This is a genomic window from Microbacterium sp. NPDC088619 (genome assembly GCF_044752825.1).
GTDB lineage: Bacteria > Actinomycetota > Actinomycetes > Actinomycetales > Microbacteriaceae > Microbacterium.
The window spans coordinates 561738-574267 of record NZ_JBIVLZ010000002.1 but is presented as its reverse complement, the minus strand read 5'-3'; the positions used below and the strand labels follow the sequence as shown (position 1 = coordinate 574267).

The window sequence follows — 12530 nt, the reverse complement described above, 5'->3', positions numbered from 1 at the left end:
TGAGCCGCGACGAGCGCGGCCGGGGTCGCCGGCGAACGGCGTGCCTGATTCAGATGCGGGAGAGCGAGAGCTGAGTGAGCGTCAGTGCGGGCACGTGGCGTCGCGGGCCCGCGCGGCTGGGCGCAGAGGCGCGCACCGCGACTGCGCGGCTGACCGAGGCCACGCCCCTGGCGGACCTCGACGACAGCAGCACCAGCACGACGCAGCAGAGCGCCGCGATGACGACGACCGCGGCATCCGACGGCGCGGTCTCGACCACGCTCGTGTCATCGTGGTGTCCCGAGACCGACGAGACGCTCGCACCCGGCGCGAGGCACAGCGCGGTGTGCGCATCCGCCTTGCCGTGCGACGTCGACCACGCGCCGATCACGAGCAGCAGGGCGAGGCCGAGAGCCAGACCGACCCGGAGGATCAGCATCCGCTCGACGCCCTGGTGTCGCGGTCGCGTCGACGGGGCATGCATGGTGCGCGCAGTCTAACAATCCGGCATCGGTGCGAGCCGATCGAGCCCGTCCTCGGGCCCCGGCCGAGCCGCCGCTCCCCGACGCGCCTACACTGAAGGGGTGGCGAGACTGTTGATCGTGGGCGGCTTCCTGGCCGCCATCTTCTGGGTGTACAGCATCGTCGACTGCGCAGTGCAGCCGCCGACGCGGCACCGGGGCGTGCCCAAAGCCGCCTGGATCGCCATCGTCGTCTTCATCCCGGTCATCGGCGGGATCCTCTGGTTCACGCTCGGCCGTCGCCGCGCGAACGACAACGGCGGAGCGATCACGATCCTCGCGCCCGACGATGACCCGCAGTTCCTCCGCAGCATCAGCAAGAGCGAGCAGGATGCCCGCATCCGCCGCCTCGAAGAGGAGCTCGCCCGTCTCGAGGACGAGACCGACGACGGCACCGCAGCGGACGGCACGGCACCGGACACTCGCCCGTGACCGCATCGCCGGCGACGGATGCCGCGGCATCCCTGATCGCCGACCTCATCGGTCACGGCGTGCGCGATCTCGTGCTCTCGCCGGGTTCTCGGTCTCAGGCGCTCGCGCTCGCCGCAGTGCACGCCGCGAACCAGGGGCACCTGCGCCTGCACGTGCGCATCGACGAGCGCGTCGCGGGGTTCACGGCGCTGGGCCTCTCTCGTGAGACCGGCGTCCCTGCAGCGGTCGTCTGCACCTCGGGAACCGCCGCCGCCAACCTCCTTCCCGCGGCGATGGAGGCCTTCCATTCCGGAGTGCCGCTCCTGCTGCTGACCGCGGACCGCCCGCCCGAGCTCCGGGGAATCGGAGCCAACCAGGCGACGATCCAACCGGGCATGTTCGCCTCGTGGGTGCGCGAGCAGATCGACGCACCTGTTCCGGGCGACGGCGACTGGTCAGGGCTCGCGGTGCGAGCGATCGCCGCCGCGATGGGAGCGGATGCCGCGCACGGCCTCCCCGGGGTCTCCGGCCCCGTGCACCTCAATCTGCCGTCGCGAGAGCCGCTGTCAGGCGATGTGCCGGCCGTCGACATCGCACCGGGCGAGGCTCCGCGACCGGTCGCCGCAGACGTGCTCGTGCTCGAGCGCGGACCGCGCACCGTCGTCATCGCGGGCGCCGATGCCGGTCCGGATGCCGAAGAGGTCGCGCACGCCGGATCCTGGCCGCTGATCGCCGAGATCGTCAGCGGTGCGCGTTTCGGACGCCAGGTCGTGCACGGCTATCGCGCGCTGTTGAGCGACGACGGTCTGGGTGGCCGCATCGAGCGCGCCGTCGTGCTCGGGCATCCGACGCTCAGCCGCGAGGTCGCGCGTCTGCTGTCGCGTGCCGACGTCGAGGTGATCGCCGTCCGCCGCGGTGGCGAGGACCTCGACCTCAACGGGCGCACCAGGCCCGCGGCATCCGTCGCGGTCGCCGCCGGCCCCGCCGACCGCGAGTGGCTCGGAGCCTGGCTCACGGCATCCACCGCCCACGCCGTCGACCTCAGCGAGCGCGCTCCCGATCAGGACGGGCTCACCTCCGCCGACCCGTCCGCGCGACGCGATGCGGTGAAGGCCGAGCTGGCAGCCGTGCGCCGCCCGCTCGATCGCGCACTCCTCGCCGACGCCGTCTGGCGGGCGACCTGGCCGCACGACCGGCTCGTCTTCGGGTCGTCGCGCCTCGTTCGAGTGGCCGACGCGGTGCTCGGCGGCAAGAAGGTCCCCGTGCACGCCAACCGCGGACTCGCGGGGATCGACGGCACGATCGCGACCGCCACCGGCATCGCGCTCGCGAGTCAGGCCGCGGGAGCTCCGGGGGTCACACGTGTGCTGCTCGGCGACCTGGCCTTCCTGCACGACGTCGGAGCGCTGCTTCTGCCGCCGGACGAGCACGAACCCCGCATCCAGGTCATCGTCGGCAACGACGGCGGCGGCACGATCTTCGACGGCCTCGAGGTCGCGGGAACGGCGGCTCGCGCCGATCTCGACAGGGCGTTCTACACCCCGCACACGGTGCGTCTCGAGCAGCTGGCGCTCGCCTACGGGTGGGAGTATCAGCGGGTCACGACCCGCACCGCGCTCGATCAGGCGCTCACCGCTCCGGCGGGCGGTCGTCAGCTGATCGAAGTGCCGCTCGCGCGCTGATCTCGTTCGCCGCAGCGGGCGTCCGCAGTGGCAGGATGATCGCATGACAGCGCACGAGTGGGCCAAGACCCTCCAGGCCGGCGACGGATTCCGTCTCGCCGACGTCGATCCGCAGAGCACTCCCGGGTACAGCGGCGGGAAGGCCGACGGCAAGCGCGATCTCGCGGCCGGTCTCGACGAGCTCAATCAGCTGCAGGAGCGGCTGTTCGCGGAGAGTCGAGTCGGCGTCGCGAAGGACTCGGTGCTGCTGATCCTGCAGGCCATGGATTCTGCGGGCAAGGGAGGCATCGTGCGGCACGTCGTCGGCGGAGTCGACCCGCAGGGTGTCGCGCTCACCGCGTTCAAGGCGCCGACCGACGAGGAGCTCGAGCACGACTTCCTGTGGCGTGTCGCCAAGCGGCTGCCGGAGCCCGGATTCATCGGCGTCTTCGACCGCTCGCACTATGAGGATGTGCTCATCGGCAGGGTGCGCTCGCTGGCTCCGGCCGAGGAGATCGAACGCCGCTACGACGCGATCAACGAGTTCGAGGCCGAGGTCGCGGCGTCCGGCACCCGCATCATCAAGGTGATGCTGCACATCTCGCCCGACGAGCAGAAGTCGAGACTGATGGAGCGGCTCGAACGGGCCGACAAGCACTGGAAGTACAACCCGGGCGATGTCGACGAGCGTCTGCTCTGGGACGACTACATGGCGGCCTATCAGACGGTGTTCGACCGCACCTCGACTGCGGACGCCCCGTGGCATGTGATCCCGGCCGACCACAAGTGGTTCGCCCGCCTCGCCGTGCAGGAGCTGCTGCTCGACGCGCTGCAGCAGATCGATCCGCAGTGGCCGGCGGCCGACTTCGACGTGGAGGCCGAGAAGAAGCGCCTGGCCGCGAGCTGAGCGGCTGAGGGGTGTCGCTCAGGCGAGCGCGTCGACCAGCGGACGGAACTTGACGCGGGTCTCCAGCAGCTCCGACTCGGGGTCTGAGCCCGCGACGATCCCCGCGCCCGCGTAGGCGGTGACGGTGATGTCGGCCTCGGCGGGGGAGAACTGCGCGCACCGCAGCGCGATGGCCCATTCGCCGTTGCCGGCCGCGTCGACCCATCCGACCGGGCCGGCATAGCGTCCTCGGTCGAAAGGCTCGAGCTCGCGGATGGCCGCGATCGCGGCGGACGTCGGAGTGCCTGCGACTGCGGCCGTCGGATGCAGTGCGCCGACGAGATCGAGCGACGACCCGCCGTCGGCGAGCTCGCCCTCGACGTCGGTCGCCAGGTGGAAGAGATTCGGCAGCTTGAGCAGGAACGGCTGCTCGCTCGCCGCCAGCACGCGAGTGTGCGGGCGCAGCGAGGCGAGCACGCTCTGCACCGCGTACTCGTGCTCGTCGAGGTCTTTCGTGCTCGAGGCCAGATGGGCGGATGCCGCGGTGTCGGCATCCGCGTCGGCTCCGCGGCCGATGGTCCCGGCCAGCACGCGGGCGGTGACGGTGCGCTGCTGCACGGTGACGAGCGTCTCGGGGCTCGCGCCGATGAGCCCGTCGACCGCGAAGGCCCAGGTGTCGGGGTACCCGGTCGACAGCGCGCGCACGAGACGGCGCAGGTCGGATCCGGCGGGAACGCTGCCGGTGAGGTCGCGAGCGAGCACGACCTTGCTGAGCTCGCCGTTCACGATGCGGCCCAGCGCTTGACGAACGGAGTCCTGATATCCCTGCGGGCTCTGCGCCCCGGGGCCCACGGTGCCCGCCCAATGCGGGCCGTAGGCGATGGTCGACGCCTCGGGCTGCGGTTCGAGAGCGGAGTGCGCCGTCGATGCCGATGTCGACGATGAGCGGATGCGGGTGAGCCACGTGCGCCCGTGGTGTCGGCCGACCACGAGTGCCGGCACCACGAGGATGCTGTCGGCGGCGGAGTCCTCGTCGAAGGTCAGCGCACCGAAGGCGACGAGCCCCGAGCCGGGAAGTCCGAGGTCGTCGTCGATCTCGGCATCCTGCGCCAGGTCTCGCCAGGCGGCGGCGATGGCGGCCGAACGCATGGACGCCGCGCCTGCGGGGATGCGGATCGTCTCGACGACGTCGTCTCCCACGGCGACGATGCCGTCACCGCGACGCAGCCACGCGAGGGGACGCGCCGGGTCGGCGTAGGCCAGGAGATCCTCGACCGGATCGATCTCTCGGGTCTCCACGACCAGCCTGCTGCTCACCCCTCCAGCCTAGTTCGTCGCTCGTCGACGGGATGTGTGCGGCCCCGCTTACGCTGAGTGCATGAGCGACGCCCGCCCCGCACCCGGCACAGAGATGATCTTCCAGTGGCGCAAATGGGATGGCTCTCCGCATTGGCGGCACGAGTGCGTCTATCTCGGCGCCGACGAGTGGGGCGACTGGCTGGGCCAGCCGGTCGGCTGGCCCAGCGCTCGACCGGGTGCTGCCTACATCGCAGAGACCCCCAACGTCACCCTGGTGCCACGTCGGCCCGACTTCGCGCTGACGGTGAACCGCGATCACCCCAAGGGCATGCGGGTCTACATCGACATCGGCTGGGATGTGCGCTGGTCCGACGACCCGCTGCTGGCGGTCGGCATCGACATGGATCTCGACGTCGTACGGGTCGAAGGACCGCGTGGCATCTGGGTCGACGACCGCGACGAGTGGGCCGACCACAGTGTGAGATACGGATACCCCGCCGAGGTCATCACCCGGCTCGAGGCCCTCGCGCTCGACCTCGAGCAGCGCGTGCGCGATCAGACCGCTCCGTTCGACGATGAGACAGCAGATCTCTGGCTCGATCGCCTCGACGCGCTGCACCTCGCGCCTAGACTGGGCACGTGACCTCGAACGAAGCAAACCGCGCCGATCTCGGCAAGGACCCCGCCCGCGTCAGCGGCATGTTCGACCAGGTCGCCGCGGGCTACGACCGCACGAACACGGCGATGACGGTCGGCAACGACGCGCTCTGGCGCGCAGCCACGACCAGGGCCGTCGCTCCGAAGCCGGGGGAGAAGATCCTCGACCTCGGTGCAGGCACCGCGTCGTCGTCGGCGTCCCTCGCCCGCAGCGGGGCGCAGGTCGTCGCTGCCGACTTCTCGCCCGGAATGCTCGCAGAGGGCAAGCGTCGCCACGGCAGCATCCGCAATCTCTCGTTCGTGCAGGCGGACGCCACCGACCTCCCCTTCGAAGACGGCGAGTTCGACGCGGTCACCATGTCCTACGCCCTGCGCAACGTCAACGATCCCCAGAAGGCGCTGCGTGAGCTGCTCCGGGTGACGAAGCCGGGCGGTCGCCTGGTGATCAACGAATTCTCGACCCCGCCGGGCACTCTGTTCCGCGCCGGCTACCGCTTCTACAACTCACAGGTGCTGCCGCGGGTGGCTCGCATCGCCGGAACCAACGGCGACGCCTACGACTACCTGAACGAGTCGATCCGCGACTGGCCCGACCAGAAGAAGCTCGCCGCGTGGATCCGCGAGGCCGGGTGGACCGAGGTCGAGTACCGCAACCTCTCGTTCGGGATCGTCGCACTGCACCGGGCGTTCAAGGCCGCGTGAGTACGACGCGCGAACCCCCACGGCTGACGACGGTAGGCTGAGACCGTGACTTCGAGCCGCGTAGCCCCGGGTTCGCGACTGGCGAGCCGTCTCGGTTTCAGCGACCGTGTCTTCATCGGCACCGCAGGTCGACGCATCGCTCAGGCGATCGAAGACGGCCTCGAGCGCGTCGAGACCGGTCTGGCCGACGACGTGCGCGTCGCCGATCCGCTGGCCGATGCCGCGAGCCGCTATCTCTACGAGGCGGGGGGCAAGCGCATCCGCCCCGTGCTCACCCTGCTGGCGGCCCAGCTCGGCGACGGCAACACCGAACAGGTGATCGACGTCGCGAAGGCGTTGGAGATCACCCACCTCGGCTCGCTCTACCATGACGACGTCATGGACGGTGCCGACCGCCGCCGTGGGGTCCCTGCAGCGCACGCGGTGTGGGGCAACAACATCGCCATCCTCACCGGCGACATCCTCTTCTCGCGCGCCAGCCAGCTGATGTCCCGTCTGGGCGAGCGCGCCATCCGCCTGCAGGCCGACACGTTCGAGCGGCTCGTCCTCGGCCAGATGCACGAGACGCTCGGTGCGCAGCCCGGCGACGACCCCATCGAGTTCTACCTCCAGGTGCTCGCAGACAAGACCGGTTCCCTGATCGCCGCGGCGACGCAGGGCGGTGTGATCTTCTCCAACGCGCCCTCTCAGTACGAAGAGCCGCTGCGTGTGTACGGCGAGAAGATCGGCGTCGCCTTCCAGCTGCTCGACGACGTGATCGACCTGTCGGCCAAGCCGGAGGACACGGGCAAGGTGCCGGGCACCGACCTGCGCGCCGGTGTTCCGACGATGCCGTACCTACTGCTGAAGGCCGAGTCCGACGACGCCTCGATCGACCTCGCGGCCCGCATCGACGACGGAGTGACGCGCATCGCCGAAGGCGAGGATCCCGCGATCCTCGACGGGCCGCTCACCGAGCTCCGCGACCACGTCGGAACCCAGAAGACCCTTGCGCTCGCGCATTCCTGGACACAGGATGCGATCGACGCGCTGACCGCGCTTCCGCGCGGCACCGTGCGCGATGCGCTCACCCGTTTCGCAGAGACCCTCGTCGAACGCTCCAGCTGACCGCGTAGCGGCCCTCGGCCGCGTGCGCCGGGCGTGACGGCATACGAAAGGACCCTTATGACCAAGCTCAGACTGGCCATCGTCGGAGCGGGCCCCGCCGGCATCTACGCCGCCGATATCCTGCTGAAGGCCGAGCGCAAGTTCGACGTCTCCATCGATCTCTTCGAGCAGCTTCCGGCACCCTACGGCCTGGTCCGCTACGGCGTCGCCCCCGACCACCCCCGCATCAAGGGCATCATCAACGCACTCCGCGACGTGCTCGACCGCGGTGACATCCGTCTCTTCGGCAACGTCCGCTTCGGTGAGGACATCACCCTCGACGATCTGAAGAAGCACTACAACGCGGTGATCTTCGCCACCGGCGCGATCCGCGACACCACCCTCGACATCCCCGGCATCGACGCGGTCGGCGCCTATGGCGCGGCCGACTACGTGAGCTGGTTCGACGGGCACCCCGACGTGCCGCGGGAGTGGCCGCTCGATGCAGCGTCCGTCGGTGTGCTGGGCAACGGCAACGTCGCTCTCGACGTCGCCCGCATGCTGGCCAAGCACGCAGAGGATCTGCTGGTGACCGAGGTTCCCGAGAACGTCTACGAGGGGCTCAAGGAGAGCGCGGTCACCGACGTCCACGTCTTCGGCCGTCGCGGCCCGGCGCAGGTCAAGTTCACCCCGCTCGAGCTGCGCGAGCTCGGCGAGCTGCGCGACGTCGACATGGTCGTGTACGACGAGGACTTCGACTACGACGAGGCGTCGAAGGACGCTGTGGCCAGCAACAAGCAGGTCATGGTCATCGACCGCATCCTGCAGTCGTGGCGCAAGCGCCCGTCAGTCAATGACGCCAGAGGAGATGCGAACACCGTCGGCGGCACCGCATCGCGTCGTCTGCACCTGCATTTCTGGGCCCGCCCGGTCGAGGTCCGCAAGGACGACGCCGGCCGTGTCGCTGCTCTCGTCTACGAGCGCACGAAGCCCGACGGACAGGGTGGCGCAGTGGGCACGGGGGAGATGCGCGAGGTTCCGCTGCAGGCGCTCTACCGTGCGATCGGATACTTCGGCTCGCCGCTCCCCGGCGTGCCGTTCGACAAGAAGCACGGCGTGATCCCCAACCGCGAGGGCCAGGTGCTCGCGAAGGATTCGAACCAGCAGATGACCGGCATCTACGCGACCGGCTGGATCAAGCGCGGACCGGTCGGTCTGATCGGCCACACGAAGTCGGATGCCATGGAGACCGTGCGGCACATCATCAACGACCAGGGCTCGTGGTGGCACCCGGAAGACCCTTCCGAAGAGGCGATTCCGGCGCTGCTGCAGGAGCGCGGCGTCAAGTGGACCGACCTCGAAGGCTGGCACCGACTCGACGAGCACGAGGTCGCCCTCGGTGCGCCGCAGGAGCGTGCCCGCGTCAAGGTCGTGCCGCGCGACGAGATGGTGCGCGTCTCTCGCGGAGAGTGACCGACGCCGGATCGTTGTCGACGCTTCATGTGTCGAAGGGGCGGCATCCCTAGGCTGAACGGATGCGACTGCGCTCTCTCATCGTCCTCGGCACCGCCGCCGTGCTGCTGCTCTCCGGGTGCACGGGCGAACCGACACCCGAGGTGAAGCCGTCGGCGTCGCCGTCTGAGTCTTCGTCTCAGACGCCGACGCCCACTCCGGAGCCCATCGTCGCGCCGGAGACGGCGTTCGCCGTGTCGTGCGACGATGTCGCCGAGACGATGGCGGAGCTCGTCGGCGAGCCGTCGACGCCCGTCGAGCCGATGCTCTCCGTGGTGTCTGCGATGGGCTGGCTCCCCGGTCCGGCGCAGCACATGTTCCAGCGAGCCGGCGGAATCGCCTGCTCTGCCGGCGACGCGGAGCGCAATTGGGAGGTCACGATCGTGCCCGACGCGCAGGCTGTGATCGCAGGTGCGACCGAGCGCCAGGGCTACTGGGGCGAGACGGCGAGTTGTGAGGGCGGACGCTGCGCGTTCGAGCTGCCTGACGGAGACGTGCTGCTGTCGGCCACCGTCGTAGACCCCGATCTCGCCGCTGACGACAGCGCGCCGATCGAAGAGGCGCTGCGGGGCGTCGCCGCGGCGGCGGCGGCGAGCGCGCGCGAGGTCGAGTACGTCGACAGCGACATCGTCGGTGCTCCGTGCGAGCGCTTCGTCACGCCCGAGCAGGTGAACGCGGCATTCGGAGTGACAGACGCGTCCCTCTTCACGGATTTCGGCGGCTGGGGGATCCCTGCTGAGGTGTATGAGGTCGTCAACGGCTCCCGCATCTGCTATTTCAAGTCGGCCGGAAGCGAATACGAAGGATCGAGCTATCTGATGCTCACGACGCTTCCCGCCGGAGCATGGGCGTTCGAGACGCTCGATGGCGACCCCGTCGAGGTCGAGGGAGCCGATGACGCCAGGGCGTCCACGGGCGAGCACGGTGAGGGCATCCTCGACGTGCGGGTCGGACTCGACTGGATTCGGTTCATGACCTATGACAACGGATCCGGCGCCGCCGACCCGGCTCCCGTGGCGGAGACCGTCGTGCGCAATCTCACGGTCGGACACACCGCTCCCGAGTAGCCCGCACACCGTCGGCTAGCCTGGCGGCATGCCTGAGTGGATACCGGACGTTCTCGGCGACGAGTTCGAGCAGCTCACGCTCGAACTCGGCGAGGACGACGAGGGCCCCCTGGCCGCCACGCTCGTGAGAGCCCTGCCCCGGGAGCAGCCCTGGTGGGATCGGGTGAGCGGGCGCCGGCGTCCGCTCGACGATGTCGATGTGCTCTACGTGCACGGGTGGTCGGACTACTTCTTCCAGAAGCGGCTCGCTCGCTTCTGGACCGCACGCGGTGCGCGCTTCTTCGCCCTCGATCTGCGCAAATACGGACGCAGCCTGCGCGACGGTCAGACGCCGGGCTACATCACGGATCTCGTCGCATACGACGAGGACATCTCCGCCGCGCTGCACGCGATGGGCCGCGGTCCCGAGGGCACTGCGTCCACGCGCCGTCTGGTGCTTCTCGGGCACTCCACGGGAGGCCTCATCCTGAGTCTGTGGGCGTCGCGGCACCCCGAGACGGCGGATGCGGTGATCCTGAACAGTCCGTGGCTGGAGTTCCAGGTCGCCTCAGCCCGACCGCTGATCGCCCCCGTCGCAGAGCTGCAGGCACGGTGGGCTCCCCGGGAGGTCGCGCCGCAGGTCGATCTCGGGTTCTACACCCGCGCCCAGCATGAGGTCGCCGACCCAGACGATCCCGTCGAGGTGAACCCGATCTGGCGCCCCGCGCAGACGATGGCCGTGCACGCAGGATGGTTCCACGCGATCCTCACGGGGCACGCCCGGGTGTCTGCGGGGCTGGCGATCGACGCAGCCGTCTGCGTGCTGCTGTCTGCCGCTCTGCGACGCCCACGCGATGGTCCGAGGACCTCACCCGAGCAGACTCGGTCCTGGTCGTCGACGACATCGCGCGGGCGGCGCTGAAGCTCGGTCCGTCCGTCACCGTCGAGCGCATCGACGGCGCCCTGCACGACGTCTTCCTCTCTCGTCATGAGGCGAGAGAGGAAGCGTATCGTCGCCTCGACCGGTGGGTCAGAGGTTGGACGGCCGTGCGCTGACGTCGATCAGACGCAGAGGTCAGACGTAGTGCATCAGGCGTGCCTGGCGCTCGGCGTCGTCGGCATCGCCGCGAAGCACCGCGTCATGGAAGTCCCGATAGACCTGGAGCATGCGCTCCCGATCGTTCTCGGGAACGCTCCAGCCGCGGAGGTTGCGGAACAGCGCCATGCTCGCGTCGTTGATCAGCACCTGATGCTGTGCGTTCCGACTGCGCGTGCTGAGAAACGAGAACACCGCCCACCGCGTGTTGGAGATGTGCACGTCGTCATCGAGCGCCGTGTACATCTCTTCCACGAGTGCGGCGAGAGTCTCGCGTTCCTCCTGGCTCATCCGCGCGACGCCCATTCGTGCCGCCATCCCTGCCTGATACCCCGCGAACTCGAGCGTCTGCTCGACGGTCTCCGCGGTGACCGCGGTGACCTCGGTGTATCTGCTCGGGTACATCGTCACGAGCCCCAGACGCTCGAGGCGCTGTAACGCCTCTCGCACCGGAGTCCGCGACACATGCAGCTCTTCAGCGACATCGACATCGCGAATGCGATATCCCGGCTCCAGCACACCGTCCACGATCTGCGCGCCGATGTGCTGAAAAACCTCCTCCGCTAAGAGCTGCTTGCTTTCTCGAATACTCGTCATCGAGCTGTTGTTGTTCATGGACTGCCCCCAGTTGCTTTCCAGATCCGGGCTCCCCATGATGTGCCCGGACGGCCACTACATCACGAAGTGGATCGCGATGCCAATAATCCACAGACGAGTTTTCGGACGAGCACGTCGGCGCTCGCCCTCGGCGCGTCGTCGCAGGATTGAGTACGGGTGATTTCTGTGGCCGGCGGGTGTTGGGACACCCGCCGGCCACAGACGATGGCGTGCACGGAGCTGAACTGCGCCCAGTCCCCACAAGGCGGGAACCGCGATCCGCGAAGCGCGGAACCGTGGTTCGGCAGCGCGTCATGCATCGCCGCATCGTCTGTCGCATTCGGGACGCGACTGCATCCAGTCTCGGGCACCCAGGCCCATATATCGGAATGGGATCTGGGTACAGAAAGGGGGACGGACGCCTCGGCATCCATCCCCCTGAGATCCGAGAGCTCAGCGGTAGTTGATGAACGGCCCTGAGAGTTGCCCCAGGTAGCGTCCGTTAGCGTCCGTGCCGGAATCGTGCGGATCGTGCTATCGCCTGGTCACGCAGGTTCGCGGGGGTTTGCGTACGTTCTGCGGACTCTTTGCGGACTACGCCGAGACCATCTTCGTGACCCCACGAAAATGGTGACCAGCCGGGGATGATTTGTTGACCCCAACAAGATGTTCGAGGTCGGACCATTTTGTTGGGGTCAACAAGATGCTCGAGCCCGCTTAGGATCGACCCATGAAGCGAACCGCCGCCGTTCTCGCTGCTGGCCTCCTCCTCGTGCTGACCGGGTGCTCTGCGGCGCCGTCTCGCGAAGAGGTCGCCGAACGCTATCTGCTCGAGTACACAGACAGCGAGGCGATCCAGGATGCAATGCGTGAGTCTGCGTTGAGCATTGCGGACGATGCCCTCGCGGGATACTGCGGCGATGACGACTACGAGGCCGGTCTTCTCTCAGGCGGCGATCAGAGCTTGTTCTACGCATGGCGAGTTACGTGCTCGATGTACTTCGAAGACGACCTCAGCCCGCAGCAAGTCGAGGAGACGAAGCAGTTGGTCCTTGACCGTGGCACTGAGGGGTAGCG

The 12530-nt window shown here is 68.7% G+C and carries 12 protein-coding genes and 1 pseudogene; 10 read left to right on the top strand and 3 right to left on the bottom strand.

Features of this window, described 5'->3' with window-relative positions:
- Window positions 1-49: 49 nt before the first annotated feature.
- Window positions 50-463 (bottom strand): hypothetical protein, encoded by a 414-nt coding sequence (locus ACIP5T_RS17335; RefSeq protein WP_400866200.1) that lies wholly within the window; start codon window positions 461-463, stop codon window positions 50-52.
- 100 nt (window positions 464-563) lie between these two features.
- Here ACIP5T_RS17335 and ACIP5T_RS17330 point away from each other — a divergent pair, with 100 nt between their 5' ends.
- The 3 genes from ACIP5T_RS17330 to ACIP5T_RS17320 are packed head-to-tail and all read left to right on the top strand — an operon-like array spanning window position 564 to window position 3479.
- Window positions 564-932 carry a PLDc N-terminal domain-containing protein gene (locus ACIP5T_RS17330; RefSeq protein WP_400866197.1) on the top strand — a complete coding sequence of 123 codons (369 nt, stop codon included), beginning with the start codon at window positions 564-566 and terminating at the stop codon, window positions 930-932.
- The gene (gene menD, locus ACIP5T_RS17325) at window positions 929-2593 is read left to right on the top strand and encodes a 2-succinyl-5-enolpyruvyl-6-hydroxy-3-cyclohexene-1-carboxylic-acid synthase (protein WP_400866194.1); all 1665 of its coding nucleotides are present in this window, start codon (window positions 929-931) and stop codon (window positions 2591-2593) included. The genes ACIP5T_RS17330 and menD overlap by 4 nt, the downstream gene beginning before the upstream one ends.
- A gap of 43 nt (window positions 2594-2636) precedes the next feature.
- Window positions 2637-3479 (top strand): polyphosphate kinase 2 family protein, encoded by an 843-nt coding sequence (locus ACIP5T_RS17320; protein ID WP_400866191.1) that lies wholly within the window; start codon window positions 2637-2639, stop codon window positions 3477-3479.
- Window positions 3480-3497: 18 nt separating this feature from the next.
- Here the strand turns inward: ACIP5T_RS17320 and ACIP5T_RS17315 are convergent, their stop codons facing one another.
- A complete protein-coding gene (locus ACIP5T_RS17315; protein WP_400866188.1) occupies window positions 3498-4775 on the bottom strand; it encodes an isochorismate synthase MenF in 1278 nt (425 codons plus the stop codon).
- A 61-nt stretch (window positions 4776-4836) separates the two neighbouring features.
- Here ACIP5T_RS17315 and ACIP5T_RS17310 point away from each other — a divergent pair, with 61 nt between their 5' ends.
- The 6 genes and pseudogenes from ACIP5T_RS17310 (at window position 4837) to ACIP5T_RS17285 (ending at window position 10816) form a co-directional block, all read left to right on the top strand.
- Entirely contained in the window at window positions 4837-5400 is a 564-nt protein-coding gene (locus ACIP5T_RS17310) for a hypothetical protein (protein WP_400866185.1), read from the top strand.
- Window positions 5397-6116 (top strand): class I SAM-dependent methyltransferase, encoded by a 720-nt coding sequence (locus ACIP5T_RS17305; protein WP_400866182.1) that lies wholly within the window; start codon window positions 5397-5399, stop codon window positions 6114-6116. The genes ACIP5T_RS17310 and ACIP5T_RS17305 overlap by 4 nt, the downstream gene beginning before the upstream one ends.
- 45 nt (window positions 6117-6161) lie before the next feature.
- On the top strand, window positions 6162-7223 hold the full coding sequence (locus tag ACIP5T_RS17300; RefSeq protein ID WP_400866180.1) for a polyprenyl synthetase family protein: 1062 nt from the start codon (window positions 6162-6164) through the stop codon (window positions 7221-7223).
- 57 nt (window positions 7224-7280) lie between these two features.
- Window positions 7281-8675 (top strand): FAD-dependent oxidoreductase, encoded by a 1395-nt coding sequence (locus ACIP5T_RS17295; protein WP_400866177.1) that lies wholly within the window; start codon window positions 7281-7283, stop codon window positions 8673-8675.
- Window positions 8676-8737: 62 nt separating this feature from the next.
- Window positions 8738-9781, top strand: a complete 1044-nt coding sequence (locus ACIP5T_RS17290) for a hypothetical protein (protein WP_400866174.1) — start codon at window positions 8738-8740, stop codon at window positions 9779-9781.
- Window positions 9782-9809: 28 nt separating this feature from the next.
- Window positions 9810-10816: pseudogene (locus ACIP5T_RS17285) on the top strand (alpha/beta hydrolase).
- Between the two features lie 19 nt (window positions 10817-10835).
- Here the strand turns inward: ACIP5T_RS17285 and ACIP5T_RS17280 are convergent.
- Entirely contained in the window at window positions 10836-11471 is a 636-nt protein-coding gene (locus tag ACIP5T_RS17280; RefSeq protein ID WP_400866171.1) for a GntR family transcriptional regulator, read from the bottom strand.
- Window positions 11472-12183: 712 nt separating this feature from the next.
- On the opposite strand from ACIP5T_RS17280, the gene ACIP5T_RS17275 reads away from it, so the two are divergent.
- Window positions 12184-12528: a hypothetical protein gene (locus ACIP5T_RS17275; RefSeq protein WP_400866168.1), complete on the top strand. Its 345-nt coding sequence runs from the start codon at window positions 12184-12186 to the stop codon at window positions 12526-12528.
- The last annotated feature ends 2 nt before the right edge of the window (window positions 12529-12530 follow it).